At 69.3% G+C, this 19,877-nt stretch carries 21 protein-coding genes and 1 tRNA gene (1 of these 22 running past the window's edge); 16 read left to right on the plus strand and 6 right to left on the minus strand.

Translation table 11 applies throughout. The annotated features are described in order from the left end of the window. Window positions 1-13: 13 nt before the first annotated feature. Window positions 14-862, minus strand: a complete 849-nt coding sequence (locus ESD82_RS14000) for an SIMPL domain-containing protein (RefSeq protein ID WP_147428092.1) — start codon at window positions 860-862, stop codon at window positions 14-16. A gap of 209 nt (window positions 863-1,071) precedes the next feature. Here ESD82_RS14000 and ESD82_RS14005 point away from each other — a divergent pair, with 209 nt between their 5' ends. Further along, window positions 1,072-4,029: a hypothetical protein gene (locus ESD82_RS14005; RefSeq protein ID WP_147428091.1), complete on the plus strand. Its 2,958-nt coding sequence runs from the start codon at window positions 1,072-1,074 to the stop codon at window positions 4,027-4,029. Between the two features lie 363 nt (window positions 4,030-4,392). Here the strand turns inward: ESD82_RS14005 and ESD82_RS14010 are convergent, their stop codons facing one another. Together ESD82_RS14010 and accD are read right to left on the minus strand one after the other, a co-directional pair. Next, entirely contained in the window at window positions 4,393-5,661 is a 1,269-nt protein-coding gene (locus ESD82_RS14010; RefSeq protein WP_114669493.1) for a bifunctional folylpolyglutamate synthase/dihydrofolate synthase, read from the minus strand. Window positions 5,662-5,677: 16 nt separating this feature from the next. Further along, the gene (accD, locus tag ESD82_RS14015) at window positions 5,678-6,610 is read right to left on the minus strand and encodes an acetyl-CoA carboxylase, carboxyltransferase subunit beta (protein ID WP_024845591.1); all 933 of its coding nucleotides are present in this window, start codon (window positions 6,608-6,610) and stop codon (window positions 5,678-5,680) included. 88 nt (window positions 6,611-6,698) lie between these two features. On the opposite strand from accD, the gene cls reads away from it, so the two are divergent. The 5 genes from cls to ESD82_RS14040 all read left to right on the plus strand — a co-directional run bounded on the left by cls (window position 6,699) and on the right by ESD82_RS14040 (window position 11,474). Further along, window positions 6,699-8,126 (plus strand): cardiolipin synthase, encoded by a 1,428-nt coding sequence (cls, locus tag ESD82_RS14020; RefSeq protein WP_024845592.1) that lies wholly within the window; start codon window positions 6,699-6,701, stop codon window positions 8,124-8,126. Window positions 8,127-8,137: 11 nt separating this feature from the next. Beyond that, window positions 8,138-8,461: a 4a-hydroxytetrahydrobiopterin dehydratase gene (locus ESD82_RS14025; RefSeq protein ID WP_024845593.1), complete on the plus strand. Its 324-nt coding sequence runs from the start codon at window positions 8,138-8,140 to the stop codon at window positions 8,459-8,461. A 69-nt stretch (window positions 8,462-8,530) separates the two neighbouring features. Next, a complete protein-coding gene (ilvD, locus tag ESD82_RS14030) occupies window positions 8,531-10,264 on the plus strand; it encodes a dihydroxy-acid dehydratase (RefSeq protein WP_024845594.1) in 1,734 nt (577 codons plus the stop codon). An 11-nt stretch (window positions 10,265-10,275) separates the two neighbouring features. Further along, window positions 10,276-11,061: a DUF6478 family protein gene (locus ESD82_RS14035; RefSeq protein ID WP_024845595.1), complete on the plus strand. Its 786-nt coding sequence runs from the start codon at window positions 10,276-10,278 to the stop codon at window positions 11,059-11,061. A 26-nt stretch (window positions 11,062-11,087) separates the two neighbouring features. After that, window positions 11,088-11,474: a hypothetical protein gene (locus ESD82_RS14040; protein ID WP_147428090.1), complete on the plus strand. Its 387-nt coding sequence runs from the start codon at window positions 11,088-11,090 to the stop codon at window positions 11,472-11,474. Between the two features lie 24 nt (window positions 11,475-11,498). On the opposite strand, the gene ESD82_RS14045 is transcribed toward ESD82_RS14040, so the two are convergent. Both ESD82_RS14045 and ESD82_RS14050 read right to left on the minus strand, forming a co-directional pair. Further along, complete coding sequence (locus tag ESD82_RS14045; protein WP_114669496.1) at window positions 11,499-12,218, minus strand: GNAT family N-acetyltransferase; 720 nt, start codon at window positions 12,216-12,218, stop codon at window positions 11,499-11,501. Beyond that, window positions 12,215-12,955, minus strand: coding sequence for a competence/damage-inducible protein A (locus tag ESD82_RS14050; protein WP_147428089.1), 741 nt, complete (start codon window positions 12,953-12,955; stop codon window positions 12,215-12,217). Before ESD82_RS14050 ends, ESD82_RS14045 begins: the two co-directional genes overlap by 4 nt. A gap of 125 nt (window positions 12,956-13,080) precedes the next feature. Here ESD82_RS14050 and map point away from each other — a divergent pair, with 125 nt between their 5' ends. Further along, complete coding sequence (map, locus tag ESD82_RS14055; RefSeq protein WP_024845599.1) at window positions 13,081-13,884, plus strand: type I methionyl aminopeptidase; 804 nt, start codon at window positions 13,081-13,083, stop codon at window positions 13,882-13,884. A 170-nt stretch (window positions 13,885-14,054) separates the two neighbouring features. On the opposite strand, the gene ESD82_RS14060 is transcribed toward map, so the two are convergent. Beyond that, entirely contained in the window at window positions 14,055-15,074 is a 1,020-nt protein-coding gene (locus ESD82_RS14060) for a LacI family DNA-binding transcriptional regulator (protein WP_024845600.1), read from the minus strand. Between the two features lie 98 nt (window positions 15,075-15,172). Here ESD82_RS14060 and ESD82_RS14065 point away from each other — a divergent pair. The 9 genes from ESD82_RS14065 to ESD82_RS14105 all read left to right on the plus strand — a co-directional run. Beyond that, window positions 15,173-15,249: transfer RNA gene (locus ESD82_RS14065), tRNA-Arg, on the plus strand. 57 nt (window positions 15,250-15,306) lie between these two features. Further along, window positions 15,307-16,470 (plus strand): hypothetical protein, encoded by a 1,164-nt coding sequence (locus tag ESD82_RS14070; RefSeq protein WP_147428088.1) that lies wholly within the window; start codon window positions 15,307-15,309, stop codon window positions 16,468-16,470. Beyond that, window positions 16,463-17,185 (plus strand): hypothetical protein, encoded by a 723-nt coding sequence (locus ESD82_RS14075; protein ID WP_147428087.1) that lies wholly within the window; start codon window positions 16,463-16,465, stop codon window positions 17,183-17,185. The genes ESD82_RS14070 and ESD82_RS14075 overlap by 8 nt, the downstream gene beginning before the upstream one ends. An 87-nt stretch (window positions 17,186-17,272) precedes the next feature. Next, the gene (locus tag ESD82_RS14080; protein ID WP_147428086.1) at window positions 17,273-17,785 is read left to right on the plus strand and encodes a DNA packaging protein; all 513 of its coding nucleotides are present in this window, start codon (window positions 17,273-17,275) and stop codon (window positions 17,783-17,785) included. Next, entirely contained in the window at window positions 17,775-18,152 is a 378-nt protein-coding gene (locus ESD82_RS22230; RefSeq protein ID WP_244314580.1) for a phage terminase large subunit family protein, read from the plus strand. Before ESD82_RS14080 ends, ESD82_RS22230 begins: the two co-directional genes overlap by 11 nt. A 6-nt stretch (window positions 18,153-18,158) precedes the next feature. Continuing rightward, window positions 18,159-18,830, plus strand: a complete 672-nt coding sequence (locus ESD82_RS14090; protein ID WP_147428085.1) for an HK97 family phage prohead protease — start codon at window positions 18,159-18,161, stop codon at window positions 18,828-18,830. Next, entirely contained in the window at window positions 18,830-19,048 is a 219-nt protein-coding gene (locus tag ESD82_RS14095) for a phage head-tail joining protein (protein WP_147428084.1), read from the plus strand. Before ESD82_RS14090 ends, ESD82_RS14095 begins: the two co-directional genes overlap by 1 nt. Window positions 19,049-19,051: 3 nt before the next feature. Beyond that, window positions 19,052-19,372 carry a DUF2190 family protein gene (locus ESD82_RS14100; RefSeq protein ID WP_147428083.1) on the plus strand — a complete coding sequence of 107 codons (321 nt, stop codon included), beginning with the start codon at window positions 19,052-19,054 and terminating at the stop codon, window positions 19,370-19,372. A gap of 255 nt (window positions 19,373-19,627) precedes the next feature. Then, a protein-coding gene (locus ESD82_RS14105) for a tyrosine-type recombinase/integrase (protein WP_167521768.1) crosses the window boundary here: on the plus strand, window positions 19,628-19,877 show its 5' end (the start). The gene runs 845 nt beyond the window's last position; 250 of the gene's 1,095 nt are visible here — the first part of the coding sequence; it begins with the start codon at window positions 19,628-19,630; its stop codon lies off the right edge, out of view.

A 19,877-nucleotide genomic window follows, 5' to 3' on the forward strand; every position in this document is an offset into this window, starting at 1 on the left:
GCCCGTCGGGGGGTCAGTTCGCCGGAGGCTCGACCGGGGGCTCCTCGGGTGCGATTTCACCCTCGGGCTGCCCGCCGCCTTGCGGCGCATCGGCCGGGCGCATGGCGAAGACCGCGGTGACATCGGCGCGGACGGCCAGTTCGCCCGCCTCGATGGGGGTATCGGCCGCTTCGGCCGCCTGGGCGCGCATGGCCATCATCGGGCGCGGCCCGCCGCCCGTCGGCGCCTCGGAAAGCGAGATCAGCCGGCCAAGCCGCATGCCCGCCGCCTCGGCCATCACCTCGGCCCGGCGGCGCGCTTCGGCCACGGCCTCGGTGCGGGCCTGGTCCTCGGCCTCGGTCATGTCCTCGCGCGAAAACGCGATGCCGCTGATCTCGTTGGCGCCCGAGGCGACCAGCTTGTCCAGCACCGCGCCGAGCCCGGCGATGTCGCGCACCCGCACGGTCACGCTGTTTTGCGCGCCATAGCCGGTCAGCTTCGGCGGCTGGCCCTGGTCCGAGTAATCCATGACTGGCGACAGGTTCAGCCCCGAGGTCTGGATGTCGCGCGCCTCGATCCCCTCGGCCTTCAGCGTCTCGATGACCTTGGCCTGCGCCTCGGCATTCTGCGTCATCGCCTCGGCGGCGGTGGCGGCGCGGGTGCTGACGCCCAGGGTGATCGTGGCCATGTCGGGTTGCACCGTGGCATGGCCGGTGCCGGTCACGCTCAGCCTGGCGAAGGGGGCGGCATGTTTCATGGCGTGATGTCCCATCTGCGCGGGCGGAGGCGGCGGCGCGTCGGCCGGGGCGGTCTGGGCCATCAACGGGCCGGCGCCCAGAACGATCAGCGTCGCGGCAGCCATCAGGGGTCGGAATCGGGGCATCTGGTCTTTACTCCTTGGCGCATCGGGTGCCTTGCCCTTGCGCGGTTGTCTTCACGAGCCCCTATAACGCCGCAAATACGTCTCGGGATGCCTCACAATCCGGTGTTCGGCTTTTCACGGATCGTGTTCTGGGCTAGTTCAGGATCATCAATCACGAAGATGCGTCCGGGCCAGCCCAGGGCGCCCGGAACCGAAAGCAAAGCCTGTCGATGTCGCTTGATTCCGTCACCGAATACGCCCTCTCCTTCAGCGAGGATGCCGTGCATCTGGAACGTCGCGAGCGGGGCCCGCAGGGGCAGGGCGGCGCCGCTCCGGCGGCCTGGCGGCACCTGGGCTCGGTCGATTTCGCCTCGCCGGACTTTCACGACGAGCTTGCGCGCCTGCGCAGCATGGCCACCGGAACCGAGGCGGTGCTGCCCGTCGTCCTGATCATTCCCGACGACCAGATCCTTTACACGACGCTGACCGTCGCGCCCGGCGCGGACCGCGACCATGCGGTGGGGCGCGCGCTGGACGGGCTGACCCCCTATGCGATCGAGGATCTGGCCTTCGACTGGCAGGGCGAGGGCGACAGCGTCCGCGTCGCCGCCGTGGCCCGCCAGACCCTGCGCGAGGCCCGCGATTTCGCCCGGCAATACGGATTCGAAGGACAGGGTTATTGTGCCGCGCCGGCTGCGGGGCTCTATCCGGGCGAGCCGGTCTTCGTGCTGGAAGCCGCTGCGCGCAGCCGGCCGCAGGTCGATCCGGCGCAGGCCGGGGTGACGGCCTCGGCGCTGCTGATCGAGGAAGAACCGGACGCAGCGCAGGACACGCTGGATCTTGACGGCGACGGCGACGGCGCCGAGGCGTTGGAGGATGCAGCCGCGGAAAGCCCCTCCCAGGCCCAGCCCACGCCGGCGGCCGACGGGGAAGCCGACGCGGCCGAGGAGGTTTCGGCCCCGCCGGCAGAGCCAGAAACCGTGGCGGGATTTTCCGAGGATGCCGAAGTATTCACCGGGAATGACGACGAAAAAACGGAATCATCCCTGATCGGGGCGCCCGATCCCGTCTCGTTTCCCGCGGCCGATGAAAAGGCCGCCACCCCGGAGGAAGGCGATGCCTCGGGAATCGCCGAAGCGGCGGAACCGGACCAGCCGGCGGCTTTCGCGGCCGCGGCTACGGCGCCAGAGGCCGGACCCGGCACACGGTCTGCCGCCGCGCCTCAGGCCGGTGCCGCGCTGAACCCGCGGGCCCGTGCCGTGCATGAACGCGCGGCCGACGCCCGCCGCAGCCCTCGGCCGGCGGGCAGCGCCCCGGCGCAGCCCCGCCGCCCCGGCGAACGCGGCGGCCTTGCCGGGCTGATCGCGATGCTGGGCACGCTGGTCGTCGGGCTGATCCTGATCTGGGCCTTTTTGGTGCCGGATCGGCAGGAGCCGCAGCTTGCGGCCGCCGCACCGGCCACGCAGCCTGCCGAACAGGCCCCGGTGCAAATCGCCGAGCCCGCGCCCGCGGCTTCTCAGCCCGCCACCGCCATGACCGAGCCCGATCCTGCGCCGACGCCTGCCTTGGAACCTGTCGCGGCACCGCAACAGCGCGTGGCGGTCGCACCGGCACCCGCGCCGCCCTCGGCCCTGACCGAGGAGGAGCGGCGCCGCGTCATGGTCGCCGCTGCCGCGGTCGCGGCCGCCGTGGTGCCGCCCCCGGCGCAGGTCACCGCAGCTGCCCCGGCGCCGGAACCCGCCCCCGCGCAGGACAGCACGCAGGACAGCACGACCGCCAGCGTCGCAGCGGCCGCCACGCTGCCCGCCGCGAGATCGGCCCCCGCTGCCGCGCCGGCCCGGCCCGGCCCAGCGGCCGCTCCGCTGACCAGTTCGGCCCGGCCGCAGCTGGCGCCGCGCCGCAGCACGCCGCAAACCACGGTGCCGCGCGCCGATACCGCGCCGCGCGTGCCCTCGGACCCGCTGCCCTATGAGGCCAGCCGGTCCCGCGTCCAACCCGTCGGCAGCGCGCGGCCCCCCGGACGCAGCCGCCCCGCAGCGCCGGCGCCCGCCTCGGCGGCGCCGGTATCGGCCCCCGCCCCCGCCCAGGTCCAGCCCGTTGCCGCGACCGGCAATGCGATGCTGCGCGGTTCGGCCCGGCCGCCGTCGCGCCCCGAGGGCTCGACCCCCGAGGTTCCGGGCGCGGGCCTGCCCGCCGACGACTTGACCCCGGCCGAGCAGGGGCATTTGCGCGACCTTATCCGCGACCTGGGCCGCAATGGGTTGGCGATGCAGCAATCCCCGCTGCGCGGCGAGCGGCTGGCTCAGGCACGGCCGCAGCGCAAGCCCGGCTCGGCCAGCGATGCCGTCAGACCATCGGCCATCGACGCCGCGCTGCGATCGGCGACCACGCCGCCACCGGACAAACCCGACCATGTCGAAAGCGCCGCCGCGCCCGCCCAGGATTCGGGCGGGCTTTTGCGTGGCTCGGCCCGTCCCCGTGCCCGTCCCGGCGCCCCGGCCGGCGGCGGGGTTTCGGGCAATGCGGTCGAGGCGGCCATCTCGGCCGCGGTCGCGGCATCGCCCACCACGCCGGGCGGGGTACAGCTTTCGGCGCTGGCCTCCTCGCCCCTGCCGCCCCGGCGGGGCGAGCGCGCGCCCCCGGCCCCCGACGCCGCGCCGGCGGCGGCCGCAGCCGCCGCTGCCGGACCCAGCGAGGCCGAACTGGCCGCCCGCCGCAAGCTTGACGAGCAGTTGCAGGCCCAGGCCGAGGCGCGCATCCGCGCCCGCGCCGCCGCCGATGCCAAGGCCGAGGCCGAGGCCCGTGCCCAGGCCGAAGCCCGCGCCCGCGCCCAGGCCGAGGCCGAGGAACGGGCCGCGCGTGCCCAACGCCAGGACTACAAGCCACCCGAGATCGACAACGAGCCCGAGATCGCCACCAATGCCCTGCCCAAGGGTACGACTTCGGCCTCGGTGGCCAAGGCGGCGACGCAGGCGCGCGGCATCGACATGGGCCGCACCACGGTCATCGGCATCATCGGCGCCGGCAAGGCCAGCCGGGCGCTGATCCGGCTGCGCAGCGGCAAGGTGGTGACGGTCCGGCTGGGCGACCGCATCGACGGCGGCACGATCAACTCCATCGGCGACGGACGGCTGACCTATGTCAAGGCGGGCCGCACCCACGAATTGAGGATGCTGGACGGGCGGTGACCAGGGTCCGCTGGCCGGCGCCTTTCCGGGTCGCTTGCCCGGCCCTTGCCCAAGCGGCAGGAGCGGTCCCGCCACGCGAAGGCGGGCGGTGGCCCAGCCTGCGGGATGGTTTCGTGGCTTGGGGACGCATCCTGCGCGCCGCGCCCCGCTGGCCGTTGCGGGAACGCCCGGGCGCCTGTCGGGGCTGGGCGCGGCCATGGCCCCTGCCGGGCCGAAGGCGGGCCGCTTCGCTTGGTGTCCACTGCTTCTGGCGTGATCGTCGCCGTCAACGCGCCGAGAGGCCCCGCGTGATAGCCGTCCAGGCGGTCGCGCACCGCGGCCCGCCCTTGCCGTTGCCGGGACGGGTACGAACCGCCCGCCGGGTCAGCCGTTCCGGCGCAGCACCTGCCCGGCAAGATAAAGCGAGCCGCAGATCAGGATGCGCGCGCCGGGCTGGTCTGCGGCGATGCGGCTGACGGCCGCCAGCGTATCCGGGGCGGTGCCGGCCGCAAGCCCTACCGAGGCTGCGGCCGCGGCAGTATCCTCGGCTGGCAGGGTGTTCGGTTCGCCGGGAATCGCCACGGCGGTCAGGCTTTGCGCGACGCCGGCCAGCGGCCGCATGTAGCCTGCGACATCCTTGGTGTTCAGCATGCCGCAGACGAGATGCACCGGCCGGCGGGGCAGGGCGGCCAGCGTCGCCGCCACCGCCTCGCCACCGGCCGGGTTGTGGCCGCCGTCAAGCCACAATTCGCAGGCCCCCGCCGCCTCGACCAGCGGGCCATGGTTCAGGCGCTGCATGCGCGCGGGCCATTCGACCTCGGTCACTGCGGCGCGGGCCTCGATGCGGCCGAAGCCCAGCTCGCGCAGCGCGGCGATGGCGGTGCCGGCATTCACGATCTGATGCGGGCCGGGCAGGACGGGCAGGGGCAGGTCCATCAGCCCGTGTTCGTCCTGGTAGACCAGGCTGTCGCCCTCGCGCCGGCTGTCCCAGTCCTGCCGGCCGATGCGCAGCGGCGCGAACAGCCGCTCGGCCTTCTGCTCGATCACCTCGCGGGCGACGGCCTCTTGCGGGGCGACGATGCAGGGCACGCGGCGTTTCATGATCCCGGCCTTTTCGCCGGCGATCTCGGCCAGCGTCTCGCCCAGGTATTGCGTATGGTCGATGCTGATGGGGGTGATGACGGTCAGGGCCGGCGCCTCGATCACATTGGTCGCGTCCAGCCGGCCGCCCAGGCCCACTTCCAGCAGCGTGTAATCCGCCGGCGTGCGCGAGAAGGCCAGGAAGGCCGCCGCGGTGGTGATCTCGAAGAAGGTGATCGGCGCGCCGGCGTTCGCGGCCTCGCATTCCTCGAGCGCCGCGGCCAGTTCGGCTTCCGAGATCAGCTCTCCGGCCAGCCGGATGCGTTCGTGGAACTGCGCCAGATGCGGTGAGGTATAGGCATGGACGCGCTTGCCGGCCGATTCCAGCCCGGCGCGGATCATCGCCTGGGTCGAGCCCTTGCCGTTGGTGCCGGCGATATGAACCACCGGCGGGATGCGGCGTTCCGGGTTGCCGAGTGCGGCCAGGATGCGGTGCATCCGGTCCAGCGACAGGTCGATGACCTTGGGATGCAGCTGCATGAGCCGCGCGAGAATGGCGTCGGAGGAGGTCATCGCGATGTCGTCCGGCCTAGGCGGATGGGCTGTCGGCCGGGGTCTCGGCGCGCGGGGCGGCGATGGTGCCGGGTGCGGGCAGGTCGCCCACCACCGGCGCGGGCAGGCCGCCCAGCATGCGCAGGATCGAGACCAGTTCCTCGCGCAGCTTCTTGCGATGCGTCACCCGGTCCAGCATGCCGTGTTCCAGCAGGTATTCGGCGCGCTGGAAGCCCTCGGGCAGCTTTTCGCGGATGGTCTGCTCGATCACGCGCGGGCCGGCGAAGCAGATCAGCGCGTTCGGCTCGGAAATCTGGATGTCGCCCAGCATGGCATAGCTGGCGGTGACGCCGCCGGTGGTCGGATGGGTCAGCACGACGATATAGGGCAGCTTCGCCTCTTTCAGCATCTGCACGGCGACGGTGGTGCGCGGCATCTGCATCAGCGACAGGATGCCCTCCTGCATGCGCGCGCCGCCGGCGGCCGAGAACAGCACCAGGGGCCGCTTCAGCTTCACCGCGCGTTCGGCCGCGGCGATGATGGCGTTGCCGACATACATGCCCATCGAGCCGCCCATGAAGGAAAAATCCTGCGCGGCGGCGACGATGGGGGTGCGGCCGATCTCGCCCTCGGCGACCAGCATCGCCTCTTTCTCGCCGGTGGATTTCTGCGCGGCCTTCATGCGGTCGGGGTACTTCTTCTGGTCGCGGAAGCCCAGCGGGTCGGCGACCGGCTCGGGCACCTTGACCTCGACGAAGACGCCGCCGTCGAACAGCGCGGCAAAGCGGCTGCGCGGGCTGATCGCCAGGTGATGGTCGCAATTCGTGCAGACGTTCAGGTTGTCCGACAATTCGCGGTGGAACAGCATGGTCCCGCATTCCGGGCATTTGGTCCACAGGTTCTCGGGCACTTCGCGGCGCGAGAACAGCGAATTGATGCGCGGACGGACATAATTGGTGATCCAGTTCATCGGCGGCCCCCTGCGCTGCGTTCAGGGGCTCAGATATGCAAAGCGGTGCCGAATTGCAATTCCGCGCTGTCCGGGCTTTCATGGCGGCATGTGGACCGAAGCCCTTGTGTTCATGCATTACGCAGCTGCGCTGGCCGTTTCGGTGCGCGTGCTGCTGCGCCCGCGGCTTGAGCCGACGGTCCGGCTGTCCTGGATCCTGGTGATCGAACTGGTGCCGCTGGTCGGCATCCTGGCCTATGTGCTGTTCGGCGAGATCCGCATGCGCGGCGCCGAGGTCGAGACCATGGCCAATGTCCGCTCGCGCCTGTCGGGCCTGTGGCAGCCCAGCCCCGAGGAACTGAAGGTGCTGCCCGATTTCGCCGAGCCGGTCATCAAGGCGAATCACGCCACGACCGGCTTTGCCGCCGTGGCCGGCAACCGCGCCGCGCTGCTGCCCGAGGACGACAGCGCCATCGCCGCGCTGGTCGAGGCGATCGACGGCGCGAACGAACATGTCCACATGCTGTTCTATATCTGGCTCGACGATGCCTCGGGCCGGGCCGTGGCCGAGGCGGCGATCCGCGCCGCGGGGCGTGGCGTCAAGGTGCGGGCGATCATCGACGCCTTCGGCTCGCGCGCCTTCGGCCGCTCGGATGCCTGGGCGCAGATGAAGGCGGCGGGGGTCGAATGCGTCGAGGCACTGCCGCTGAGCATCCCGGTGATCGGCGGCCTCTTTCAGCGTATGGACCTGCGCAATCACCGCAAGATCGTGGTGATCGACCATGTGCTGGGCTTTACCGGCAGCCGCAACTGCTCGGACCGGGCCTTTGCCGTCAAACCGCGCTATGCGCCCTGGATCGATGTTTTCCTGGCCATCGAGGGGCCGGTGGTGCGGCAGATGCAGGCGGTCTTCCTGCAGGACTGGATGAGCTATACCGGCGAAGACCTGGGCGAGATGCTGCGCATGACCCGCCCCGTCACCGCGCCGGGCGAGGTGGCGCAGGTCGTCGCTACCGGCCCGGACGAGCGCCAGGGCTCGCTGTCGGATTGCATGGTGACGATGATCCATGCCGCGCGCGAGCGGCTGGTGATCACCACGCCCTATTACGTGCCCGACGCCTCGCTCGATTCGGCGATCCGCACCGCGGCGCGGCGGGGCGTGGACGTGACCGTGATCCTGCCCGAGCGCAATGATTCGCTGGTGGTGCAGGCCACCTCCGAAGGGTTCTATTACGGGCTGGTCTCGGCCGGGGTGAGGCTGATGCTGTTCAGGGACGGCCTGCTGCATTCCAAGATCATCACCGTGGACGGGCGCATGGCGATGCTGGGCAGCGCCAACATGGACCGTCGCAGCTTCGAGCTGAACTACGAGATGAACATGCTGTTCCTGGGCGGCGATGTCACCGAGCGGCTGGATGAACGCCAGCAGGGCTATATCGACCGCGCCCGCCCGATCCACCTGGACGAGATCCGCGGCTGGTCGATCCGGCGGCGGCTGCGCAACAACCTTCTGGCGCTGGCGGCGCCGATCCTGTGACGGAGGAAGCGATGACGGACCGCAGCAAGGACAAGATCGTGGAGGGCGCGCCGGCGCTGTTGCCGGACGAATTGCGCAGGGCGCTGGCCGACCTGCCCGACTGGCGCCTGGCCGAGGACGGCAAGTCGATCTGCCGCGAATGGCGCTTCAAGAACTTCAGGCGGGCGGCGCAGCTGGCCAACCTGGCCGCCTGGCAGGCCGAGGCAGCCGGGCACCATCCCGACATCGCCTTTGGCTGGGGCCATGCCCGCGTCACCTATGCCACCCATTCGGCCGGCGGCGTGACGATGAACGACCTGATCATGGCCGCCCGGCTGGATACCGCCCTGGGCTAGGCACGAGCGCCAGCCCCTTGCTCCGCGGGCGGGCTGGGCCTATCCAGAATCCAGCCGGAGGATGCAGCCATGAAGAACAGCCGTTTCGACAAGTCGACCCTGCCCAGTCGCCATGTGACCGAAGGGCCGGCCCGCGCGCCGCATCGCAGCTATTTCTATGCCATGGGCATCTCGGAGGAAGAGATCCATTCCCCCTGGGTCGGCGTGGCGACCTGCTGGAACGAGGCCGCGCCCTGCAACATCGCGCTGGCCCGCCAGGCACAATCGGTCAAGCAGGGCGTCAAGAAGGGCGGCGGCTGCCCGCGCGAGTTCACCACCATCACCGTCACCGACGGCATTGCCATGGGGCATGAGGGGATGCGCTCGAGCCTGGCCTCGCGCGATGCCATCGCCGACACGGTCGAGCTGACCATGCGCGGGCATTGCTATGACGCGCTGGTCGGGCTTGCCGGCTGCGACAAGTCGTTGCCGGGCATGATGATGGCCATGGTGCGGCTGAACGTGCCCAGCGTCTTCATCTATGGTGGCTCGATCCTGCCGGGCAAGCTCAACGGCCGCGACGTGGTGGTGCAGGACGTGTTCGAGGCGGTGGGCCAGCACGCGGCCGGCAACATGTCCGATGCCGAGCTGGAGATCCTGGAGCGCGTGGCCTGCCCCTCGGCCGGGGCCTGCGGCGGGCAATATACCGCCAACACCATGGCCTGCGTCAGCGAGGCCATCGGGCTGGCGCTGATGAACAGCTCGGGTGCGCCGGCGCCCTATGAATCGCGCGACCAATACGGGCTGGCCTCGGGCGAGGCGGTGATGGCCCTGATCGAAAAGAACATCCGCGCCCGCGACGTGGTGACGCGCAAGTCGCTGGAAAACGCGGCGCGGGTGGTGGCTTGCACCGGCGGCTCCACCAATGCCGGGCTGCACCTGCCCGCCATCGCGCATGAGGCGGGAATCCCCTTCGACCTGTTCGACGTCTGCGACATCTTTCGCGACACGCCCTATTTCGTGAACCTGCGCCCCGGCGGCGAATACGTCGCCAAGGATCTGTTCGAGGCCGGCGGCGTGCCGGTGGTCATGCGCGAGCTGCGCCGCGCCGGGCTGATCCACGAGGATTGCCTGACTGCCTCGGGCCGCAGCATCGGCGAGGAGCTGGATCTGGTGGACCGCGACATCGACGGCAAGGTCATCCATCCGGTGACGGCGCCGCTGTCCAGGACCGGCGGCGTGGTCGGGCTGCGCGGCAACCTGGCACCCGACGGCGCCATCGTGAAGGTCGCGGGCATGGCGCCCGAACACCAGGTCTTTACCGGCCCCGCCCGCGTCTTCGAATGCGAGGAAGAGGCGTTCGAGGCCGTCACCCGCCGCGATTACAGCGAGGGCTGCGTGATCGTCATCCGCAACGAGGGCCCGGCCGGCGGCCCCGGCATGCGCGAGATGCTGGCGACCACCGCGGCGCTTTCGGGGCAGGGCATGGGCAAGAAGGTGGCGCTGATCACCGACGGGCGGTTTTCGGGTGCGACGCGCGGCTTCTGCGTCGGCCATGTCGGCCCCGAGGCGGCGCATGGCGGCCCCATCGCCCTGCTCTGCGACGGCGACATGATCACCATCGACGCGATCCGGGGCGAGATCTCCGTGGCGCTGAGCGACGAGGAGCTGGCGCGGCGCCGTGCCGCATGGGCCGGGCCGCGCAAGACGGATTATGCCTCGGGCGCGCTGTGGAAATACGCCCAGCTGGTCGGCAAGGCCCGCTACGGCGCCGTGACCCATCCGGGTGCGGCCGCCGAAACCCACGTCTACATGGATCAGTAACAGGCGGACGCATGGCAATACGCCCTGGTAAATGGTTTGAACGCAAGACCCGGGAACGGGCGGCACGGCAATGGACGGCGCTGGCCGGAAGGGTCGAGAGGCTGCACCCCGCCCGCCTGAGCCGTCTGCGCGACGAGGCGCGGGAATTGCGTGGCAGCCTCGATCGTTTCCTGATCGGCGCCGATCGCCACGCGTCGCGTTCGCGCGCGGCGCTGGACGCGCTGCACCTGCCCGGCGGCACCGACTGGCGCTGGCGCCCCGGCTTCATGGCCGGGCAGGTCTCGCCCCGCGGGCTGGCCGGGCCCGAGAGCGGGGATCGGCTGGGCGAGGGGGCGGCGGTCTGGCACGACTGCCCCGAAAGCGCGCTGATCCTGCAACAGCTGGCCAATGACGGCGCGACCGACCTGTCGCCCTTTGGCATGCGGCTCGAGGTGTTCGGCTTTGCCGGCAGTTTCCTGTCGCTGTCCATCGACCTGCCCGAAAGCGCGTTGCAGGGTCTGACCCGCAGCCATATCCTGCGGCTGGAAACCGGTATCTTCGCCGAGCGCGCGCTGGGGGTTTATGCGCGGCTCAACATCGGCCATGGCCCGAACACCGACCAGGCCACGCTGCAATTGCGCCGCTTCGAGGCAGGCCATTACAGTCGGCAGGTGACCGAGTTCGACCTTGCCTATATTCCGATGAACGAAAAGCGGCTGGAAAAGATCTGGCTGGACCTGATCTTCGAGGCGCCGCGCATGAACGCGGTCGAGATCCGCGAGCTGTTCTTCTCGCGCCATCTGCGAGCCCAGTTCTGACCCGATGCTGACCAAGGATGTTTTTAATGAGTGAATTTGAATACCTGGGGCTGAAAAGCGGGATCTGGCAGGGGGTGATCCACCGTGACGCCCAGCCGGGCCGGCTGGTGCTGGTGCATATGGGCAGCCGCGTGGCCGAAGCCCGCCTGGCCGCCGAAGCCCCCGGCCGCTGGCGCGTCGCCGCCGCGATCCCGGCCGAGCGGCTGTCGGAGGGCGCGCAAAGCTTCCTTCTGCTCGAGGATGGGGGCGCCGAGGGCGAGCCGCCCCGGCCCGGTGCCCGCCGCCTGGCCAGCCTGACGCTGGTTGCGGGCGAGATCCTGGACGGCGACCTGCATGCCGAGCTGAGCCTGATGCGCAGCGAACTGGAACTGCTCAAGAAAGAGCTGCGCCGGCTGGCAGCCGAGCCGGCCTGAAGGCCGCGCGCGGTCCTTGTCCCTTCAATCCTTGCTCCAATAGCCGTAGCCGCCCAGCTCGGCGAATCCCAGCCGGTCATAGACGGCGCGGGCGCCGGTATTGGCGCGGCCGACCGCCAGCGCCAGCCGGGTGGCGCCCTGCGCCTCGGCCCAGGCCGCCGCCGTGCGGATCAGCCAGCCCGCCACGCCCTGCCGGCGCAGGGCGGGCACCACCTCGATGGCATGGATCATGGCGACCGGCCCGTCCAGCGCCACGAAGGCCGCGCCGGCCGCCCGGTCCTGCACCCGTCCCAGCAGCGCCGTCTTGGGCAGGGCCACCCGCTCCATCACCGCCTGGCGGGCGGCCGAGACATTGCCGTCGTTCCAGATGTCACGCTGCATGGCCAGCGGCGGCCAGATCGCAAAGGCGGTCAGCGGCGGGACGGGCAGGGCGGTCAGCCGGGCGCAGTCGGCGGCCAGGATCGCGGTCGGCGTGCCATGGCGAAAGCCCTGCGCCGCCAGGGCCAGCGCCAGCGCCGTATCGTCATCGGCGACGCGGAACATCGGCCGTTCGTTCCAGCCGCGCTGGATGGCTTCGGCCCGGGCGATATCGGCCTCGGTCCAGCCCGGCCGCGCGGCGCGGGCCGAGCTGACGCGACCGCCGCCGCCCCGGCCGCGGCCGACCAGGAAGCCGCCGGCCGGCGCATATTCGGCGGCGGGCCAGGTGGTCTCGAAGGCGCGGGCCAGGTCGGGATCGGCGATCACAGCGCCAGCCTTTCGCGCAGCAGGGTCATGGCATCGGTGACGCGCCTGCCGTCCAGCCCGCGGATCACCAGGCTGGTGCCATAGCGCTGCCCGCTCTGGAAGGGATAGGAGCCCAGCGACAGGTCCGGGAAGGCATCGGCCACGGCGCGCAGCTCGTCGGCCACGTCGGATTCCGGGCGCAGCACCTCCAGCGCCTCGCTGACCGAGGGGCGGCCGGTTGGCAGCTTGTCCACGATGGCCTCGACCATGGCGCGGAACACCTCGGGCACCCCGGCCATGACATAGGTATTGCCGATATGGAAACCGGGCGCGGCGGAATGGGCATTCGGGATCAGTGCCGCGCCAAGCGGGATGCGGGCCATGCGCAGGCGGTTGCCGGTCACTTCGACGCCGCGCGCCTGCCAGCGCTCGACCATGACGCGGCGGGCTTCCTCGTTGATCTCGATACCCACGCCGAAAGCCGCGGCCACGGCATCGGCGGTGATGTCGTCATGCGTCGGCCCGATGCCTCCGCTAGTGAACAGCATGTCCCAGGCGCCGCCCAGCGATTTGTCCAGCACCTTGATCGAGGCGACGATCTGGTCGTGGTCGTCGCCGACGATGCGCACCTCGCGCAGGTCGACGCCGATGCTGTTCAAGACCTGCGACAGGTAATGGGCATTGCCCTCGCGCGTGCGCCCCGAAAGGATCTCGTCCCCGATGACGAGGATGGCGGCGGTGGGATTGTCGGATTGCATCGGCGCGTTCCTCTGGCGATCTGCTGCGGTCCGCAAATGTATAGGTCCGCGCGAGGGGCTGGAACAAGTGGCGCCATGGGACTATCTGTGGAGGCGGACCAGCAGGACGACGCCAAGGGGACGCCATGAACGACGCACGCCAGACCCGCGAGGGGATCCGCATCCACGAGCCGCAGGACTTCCAGGGCATGCGGGCGGCCGGGCTGATCGCGGCGCAGATCCTGGACGAGGTCGGCCCCTTGGTGCAACCCGGCGCCACCACCGGCGCCTTAGACGATTTCATCCGGGGCCGGGTCGGGGAACTGGGGGCCACCAGCGCCACCATCGGCTATCGCGGCTACCAGCATGCCAGCTGCATCAGCGTGAACCATGTCGTCTGCCACGGCATTCCTGGCGACAAGATCCTGGCCGACGGCGACATCCTGAACATCGACGTGACCGTGATCGTGGACGGCTGGTTCGGCGACAGCTCGCGCATGTATGTGGCGGGCAAGCCCAGCGTCAAGGCGCGGCGGCTGATCCAGGTCACCCATGACGCGCTGATGCGCGGCATCGAGGCCGTCCGCCCCGGCGCCACCTTCGGCGACATCGGCTGGGCGATCCAGTCCTATGTGGAATCGAACCGCATGTCGGTGGTGCGCGACTTCTGCGGCCACGGCCTGGGCCGCAGCTTCCATGCGCCCCCGAACGTCCTGCATTTCGGCCGCCCCGGCAAGGGCCCGGTGCTGGAGGAGGGCATGTTCTTCACCATCGAGCCCATGGTGAACCTGGGCCGCCCCGAGACCAAGATTCTGGCCGACGACTGGACGGCGGTGACCCGCGACAAGTCGCTCTCGGCCCAGTTCGAGCATTCGATCGGCGTCACCGCGGATGGCTGCGAGATCTTCACGCCGTCGCCCAAGGGCCTGTTCTTCCCCGATCTGGGCTGAGTCCCCGGCCCGGCTTCTTCGTTCCGGAAATACCCATGCGACCGCGCAACCGTCGCTGCCGCATGGGTATTTGTGAAACGGAGAAACCGCAGGCCATCGCCCAAGGGCCGGGCCGGCGCCCGTTTCGCCGTTTGGCAGATACCCAAGCAGCGCCGCCCGCCGGCGCGGCATCAATGCTTGCGAATCGTCTCGCCTGGCATGATGGTTGGGGCCAGCGCGATGATGCCTTTTTCGGGCCGCGGCTCCTTGCCGGCGACGATGCGGGCCGCGCGCCGGCCGATATCGATGCGACGGGCATCGGTGGTGGTCAGCCGCATCGGCAGCCCGTCCAGCAGTTCGACGCCGTTGAATCCGGCAAGCCCCAGCCGGCCGGGAATGTCATAGCCCTTCTCCATGCACCACAGAAGCCCGCCGGCCCCGATCATGTCATTGGAGAAATACAGGAAATCCAGCTCCGGTTCGCGTGTCAGGATGCGCTCGGTCATCTCGCGCCCCTTCAGCAGCGACGAGCCGCCCTGGTAATATTCCCGCGCGGCCAGTTGCACGCCGTGCTCGCCCAGCCGCTCTTCGAAGCCGGCCAGCCGCTTGCGCGCCCGGTGGTCCTCCGGCATGTGGGTGCCGATGAAGCCGATGCGGCGATAGCCGGCGGCCAGGATCTCGTCGGCCATCTCGGCCCCGGCCCGGCGGTGCGAGATGCCGACGGCAGTATCGATCGGCGTGCCGTCCACATCCATGATCTCGACCACCGGCAGGCCGGCATTGTCCAGCATCGCCCGCGCCGCCCGGCTGTGCTCCAGCCCGGCCAGGATCACCCCCGAGGGGCGCCAGCTCAGCATGTCGTAAAGCACCGTGTCCTCGCGAGAGGGGCTGTAATTCGTTACCCCCACCACCGGTTGCAGCCCGGTATCGTCCAGCTCGGCCGAGATCCCGCCCAGCACGTCGGGAAAAACCATGTTCGATAGTGACGGGATGACCACCGCGACCAGGTTCACGCGCTGGCTGGCCAGGCCGCCGGCGATCTTGTTGGGGACATAGCCCAGCGTGCGGGCGGCGGTCAGCACCTTCTCGCGCGTGGCGGCCGAGACATCGCCGCGGTTTCGCAGCACGCGGCTGACAGTCATCTCGGACACGCCCGATGCTTCGGACACATCGCGCAGGGTCAGCGGGCGGCGGGGTCTTTTCGTGTTCATCGCAATTACCGAGACGCAATCATGTTACCGTTATCTTTTCCGTCCGGCCGCGGCAAGCTTGCCATTTTCGCAGCCAGGGGGCAAAAGGGGTCCTAGGCGGCCCCGTGGCTCAACTGGATAGAGCAGCCCCCTCCTAAGGGGCAGGTTGCAGGTTCAAGTCCTGCCGGGGTCACCAGAAAATCCTACAAATGCTGGGGAAATCGACACCGCAACCCCTGCGGCGGACGATGCCATGCAGAAAAATGCAGGCGATTGTGCGGAACGTACGCCGAACGCCCGTACAAATCCCGTACACGACGAGGCAGGGTGTTCCGGTGATGTTCGGGAAATAGAAACCCCCGGTGCGCTGGTAGGCGCTACCGAGGGCAAAGAGAAAGCGGATAAGCTTCACGGGGAAGGCTATCCGACCCGCTTGCGCGCCGCAAGCGCCATTCCTTTGATTGGCCCATGGAACCGCCGCCGCTGGGATTGGCTGGATGCGGTCCTGGATGCGCCGCACTTGTCCGACCGGGCGAAGGTGATGGCCGCAAAGCTGGTAACGAAAGCCGCGAGCAACGCTTCCGGGCGGTGCTTCTGGTCGAATGCGCAGTTTGCCGCGCGGCTGCACTATAGCCTGTCGAAGGTGAAGCGAGGTTTCGGCGAACTGGAGGAGGCAGAGTTTCTGGTTGTGGAGGGCGGGCAAGGCAAGAGCCTGCGTAAATTTCACTTCCTGATGCCTCTGTCTGCCCCGCCGCAACCGCATGACTTTGATTGCGACGGCCCGCCGGACGAGGACGCTACCGCCTTCGTGCCGCCCCCGGCGCCTGCCCGCAGCGTGTCCGTCAGCCATCATCGGCAGACGGTTCCGAGGGCGTCGGCCACCCCGCTGCGGACCATCGCCGGCCAGCCTGATACGACCCTTGACAGTGCGGATGAGCGGGAGGTGCCCAGCCTCGAAACGGCCACGCCCGATCACAGCGAAAGGGTCAAATCTGACCCCATCAAAACCCGCAGCGAACCGCGTCGAAAGGGTCACTTTGCAGCGTCGAAAGGGTCAGATGTGACCCCTTCTTATATTATTCCAAAGAAATTCCAAAACACGCGCGAGCGCGCCCGCGAGGCCGAGCCGCAAACGCGCCCTGCGTCCGGCGCCCATGGTGCCCCCCGGAAACCGAGGCTGAACCTCGTCAGCGTGGCGCACCACGGCAGCGACCGCGAAGCGGCATGGAATAGCTGGCTTGGGAAAAACGGCTTCCCGGACCTCTCCGCGCTTCGGATCAGGTCCAGCGATAAGCAGGGCGCCGGATGGGAAATCCCCTACCGCTATCCGCCGACCGAACATAACGCGTTCGAAATCCGAACCGCTCGCGCTTGGGCGGAATGGGCGACCGCAACCATGGAGACCAGAAATGGTTAAGAAACACACCAACCTCGCCCCGGAAGGCCCCGGCTGGTTCAAAGAACGCAAGTCGCAGTTCGAGGACGGGTATTTCCCTGCGCCCTGTGCGCATATTGATTGGCAGGACACGTTCACCCGATCCGGCAGCGTCTCGGAGGCGGCGAAGGTAGTGGGCACGCTGGTCGCCATCTTCGGCGCTGGCCGGACCCCCGAAGCCGCAGCGACGGCGGGCAGCGAGTGCCGCATGACGCTGGACGAAATCGCCAAGGGTTCCAGCTTGAGCCTCACGACCACCCAAGCGATCCTGACCGAGATGCTGGAAGCGGGCTGGCTTGCGCAGCGTCCCAGCCACGTGGACGGCGCGCCCGTGCTGGTTTTGTGGTTGCCTACCCTCAAGGCCATCGCCCCCGAGATGCTGGGACCGCAAGAGCGTTGCGCGGCGCTTACGATCGGCTGCGCCTTGGGTGAACTCGCCCGCCCGGATGGCCCGGATAAGTTGCCCGCGCCGGCCGTGTTGATCGGTGCGCTGGTCGCTGTCGCTTCGGCCATTGCGGCGGATCACGGCCCGGCCGAGGCGGCGCGCAGCCTGCGCGACCTGGCCGCGCTGATCGAGCACGGACCGTCCGCCTGGTCCGAACTGCCCCCGACCGATGCGGGCGATGGGTTCGAGGCGGAGGCCGAAGCGGCGCACGGGGCGGGCATCGACCCGGCGGCGGGTCCTTCCGCGGACTGACCGTATACGGGTGGCGAAGGCGCGAAGCATCAGGCGGTGCAAGATTTTACAAGGGCTTGAAGTAACAATCTGAAAAGGAAAGGGAAAATGAGGATCGTGACCGAGCTTGACCTTGCAGGCGATGGGCCGGTGCATCGCATCGACGGGCCGGGCTTGTGCGATCTTCTAGGGATTTCTCCGGCCATGCTGACCGAGTTGAAACGCCGGGGCATCGCCAAGCATCTCGGCCGCGATGCCTGGGACCTGGCGGTGACGGTTCAGGGATATTGCGCTCACCTGCGCGGCACCGCCAGCGGCCGCGGTGACGAAGCTGCAGTGCTGAACCTGACCGGCGAGCGGGCGAGATTGGCCCGCTTGCAAGCTGACGCGCAGGATTTGAAGAACGCCGCCCTTCGCCGCGAACTGGTTCCGGCGGTCGAGGTGGCCCGCGAATGGGGCGAGGCGCTGCGGGCGATTCGCGCGCGGGTGCTGGCGATCCCGTCGCGGGTCCGTTCGGCCCTTCCGCATCTGACCCCGGCCGATGTGGCGGCGCTGGATCGGGAAACCCGCGCCGCCCTGGATGATCTGGCCGATAATGCAGGGGCCGACGATGCCGCTTGACCGGATCACGGAAATCCGCCGCGAGGCTATGCAGGCTCTGCGCCCGCCGCCCAAGCTGCGCCTTTCCGACTGGATCGAGGCCAATGTGAGGTTGCCCGAAGGCGTATCTGCCCAGCCCGGCCCGGTGCGTCTCTGGCCGTTCCAGCGCGAGATCGCCGACGCCATCGGGGATCCGTTCATCGAGCGGGTGACGCTGGTCAAGCCGGTGCGCGTGGGCTTCGGTGCCTCTGCTGATTTTCGACCACCACACGCCCGTCATTTCGATCAACCTGGAACGGGACGGGCAGCGGTTGGTCAATGGTTTCGCCGCATACATGGTTCGCGATCATGGCGGACCGGCTGCGGACGCTGCCCTGCGCAAGTTTGACCGGGAATGCCGGGACATCGCAGCGGATCGACCCGCGACCAGCTCGGGGTGGTGGAAGCCGCCGAACTGCGTCCCGAAGGCCTCTGGGTGCGGATGAAGTTCCGCAGCAACGATGCTGCGCGGGCGGTGCTGGCCGACATTGCCGAGGGCACCCTGCGCGGCCTGTCGATCGGCTATTCCGTCCGCCGCTGGTCCGAGGGCCGCGAAAGCGGCCGGCGTGTCCGCAAAGCCCTGCAATGGTCGCCGGTTGAGGTGTCCATTGTTCCCGTTCCCGCCGATCCCGGCGCCCATTTTCGCAACGGAGAAACCCCCATGCCCGAGACGGCCGAAACCACCACGACCACCACCCAGGCCGGCGGCGAAACCGTCACCCGCGCCGCGATCAATGCCGAAATCCGCACCATCGCGGAAACCGCCGGCCTGACCCGTGCCTGGGCGGATGCCCAGATCGACGCCGAGGCCTCGGCCGAGGATGCCCGCGCCGCGGCCTTTACCGAAATGCGCAAGCGCGCCGAGGCCACGACCACCCGCACCACGCCCGCCGAGGTCGGTTTCTCGCACGACGATCCGACCGTAATCGCCACCCGCGCCGGCGAGGCGCTCTATGCCCGCAGCCATCCCGAGCATCAGCTTTCCGAGGCTGCGCGGCCTTATCGCAGCTGGTTCCGGGTCGGCTGATGGCTGTCCCGGCCGAGGAGCTGACCACCCTGCGCGATGCCCTGATCCGGGCGCGCGCAAGCGGGGTGCGCGTGACCCTCTATGAAGGGAAGCGCATCGAATATGCGACCGATGCCGAAATGGCCGCGGCCATTGCCGATCTGGATCGGCGGATCGCACAGGCGACCGGCCCGAGGCGGGGCGGCGCCGTCACCTTCACCACCAGCAAGGGGGTTTGACCCATGAAAAACTTCATCGAAAGCGGCGACGCGCTGACCATTCCGGCCCCTGCGGCCGTCTCCTCGGGCGGCGTGGTGGTCGCGGGGCAGCTGATCGGCGTGGCCGTCAGCGATGCCGCCAGCGGCGCGGACGTGGCCGTGCAGACGCGCGGCGTGTTCGACCTGCCCAAAGAGGCCGCGCTGGCGATCACTCTGGGCGCCGCCGTCTATTGGGACGCCACGGCGGGCGTCGTGACCACCACCGCCACTGACAACACGCCGCTGGGCTACGCCACCGCCGCCGCGCTGGCCTCGGCCGCCACGGTGCGGGTGCGGATCGGATAACCGGGCGGCGGGTTTCCCGCCGCCTCTTCGCTTCTGGATGGGTGATATGAGGGACCCCCGGCTGACCGGCTCGCAAATCCTGGACACAGGGAAAACGCCCGGGCAATGGGTCGAGATACTGGCGCGCCGTGGGCTTTCCGTATCGGAGCGGACGCTGCGCGAAAAGGCGAATCGTCTAGGGGCTTGCTGCAAGCTGGGCGGCGCCATGATACTGATGCCAGAGCATATCGACATGATATTCCAGGATGGCCAGCCATGCCGCTTGAAATCTATAAACGGGGGCGCTTCTGGTGGGTCCGCGGTCACGTCGAGCTCCACGGCCGGCCGATCACTTCATACTACCGGACAAGTACTGGCGCAACTGAAGAGGGCGGCGCACGGGACTGGATTGCCGCCGAAACGGATAGGCAAAGACGTCGTCACCTCCTTGGAGACGAGGCGGCGCTGACCTTTGCGGATGCGGTGATGCTGTACCCGTTCACCCCCAAGACCGCAAAGCAGCTGA

This window comes from Paracoccus pantotrophus (assembly GCF_008824185.1).
GTDB classification, from domain to species: Bacteria; Pseudomonadota; Alphaproteobacteria; order Rhodobacterales; family Rhodobacteraceae; genus Paracoccus; species Paracoccus pantotrophus.

Excerpts from the sequence above, each read along its gene's own strand:
- ESD82_RS14000 (WP_147428092.1), bottom strand. The coding sequence starts at position 862 with ATGCCCCGATTCCGACCCCTGATGGCTGCCGCGACGCTGATCGTTCTG.
- ESD82_RS14005 (WP_147428091.1), top strand. The coding sequence starts at position 1,072 with ATGTCGCTTGATTCCGTCACCGAATACGCCCTCTCCTTCAGCGAGGAT.
- ESD82_RS14010 (WP_114669493.1), bottom strand. The coding sequence starts at position 5,661 with ATGACCTCCTCCGACGCCATTCTCGCGCGGCTCATGCAGCTGCATCCC.
- accD (WP_024845591.1), bottom strand. The coding sequence starts at position 6,610 with ATGAACTGGATCACCAATTATGTCCGTCCGCGCATCAATTCGCTGTTC.
- cls (WP_024845592.1), top strand. The coding sequence starts at position 6,699 with ATGTGGACCGAAGCCCTTGTGTTCATGCATTACGCAGCTGCGCTGGCC.
- ESD82_RS14025 (WP_024845593.1), top strand. The coding sequence starts at position 8,138 with ATGACGGACCGCAGCAAGGACAAGATCGTGGAGGGCGCGCCGGCGCTG.
- ilvD (WP_024845594.1), top strand. The coding sequence starts at position 8,531 with ATGAAGAACAGCCGTTTCGACAAGTCGACCCTGCCCAGTCGCCATGTG.
- ESD82_RS14035 (WP_024845595.1), top strand. The coding sequence starts at position 10,276 with ATGGCAATACGCCCTGGTAAATGGTTTGAACGCAAGACCCGGGAACGG.
- ESD82_RS14040 (WP_147428090.1), top strand. The coding sequence starts at position 11,088 with ATGAGTGAATTTGAATACCTGGGGCTGAAAAGCGGGATCTGGCAGGGG.
- ESD82_RS14050 (WP_147428089.1), bottom strand. The coding sequence starts at position 12,955 with ATGCAATCCGACAATCCCACCGCCGCCATCCTCGTCATCGGGGACGAG.
- map (WP_024845599.1), top strand. The coding sequence starts at position 13,081 with ATGAACGACGCACGCCAGACCCGCGAGGGGATCCGCATCCACGAGCCG.
- ESD82_RS14060 (WP_024845600.1), bottom strand. The coding sequence starts at position 15,074 with ATGAACACGAAAAGACCCCGCCGCCCGCTGACCCTGCGCGATGTGTCC.
- ESD82_RS14070 (WP_147428088.1), top strand. The coding sequence starts at position 15,307 with ATGCAGAAAAATGCAGGCGATTGTGCGGAACGTACGCCGAACGCCCGT.
- ESD82_RS14075 (WP_147428087.1), top strand. The coding sequence starts at position 16,463 with ATGGTTAAGAAACACACCAACCTCGCCCCGGAAGGCCCCGGCTGGTTC.
- ESD82_RS14080 (WP_147428086.1), top strand. The coding sequence starts at position 17,273 with ATGAGGATCGTGACCGAGCTTGACCTTGCAGGCGATGGGCCGGTGCAT.
- ESD82_RS22230 (WP_244314580.1), top strand. The coding sequence starts at position 17,775 with ATGCCGCTTGACCGGATCACGGAAATCCGCCGCGAGGCTATGCAGGCT.
- ESD82_RS14090 (WP_147428085.1), top strand. The coding sequence starts at position 18,159 with ATGCCGGGACATCGCAGCGGATCGACCCGCGACCAGCTCGGGGTGGTG.
- ESD82_RS14095 (WP_147428084.1), top strand. The coding sequence starts at position 18,830 with ATGGCTGTCCCGGCCGAGGAGCTGACCACCCTGCGCGATGCCCTGATC.
- ESD82_RS14100 (WP_147428083.1), top strand. The coding sequence starts at position 19,052 with ATGAAAAACTTCATCGAAAGCGGCGACGCGCTGACCATTCCGGCCCCT.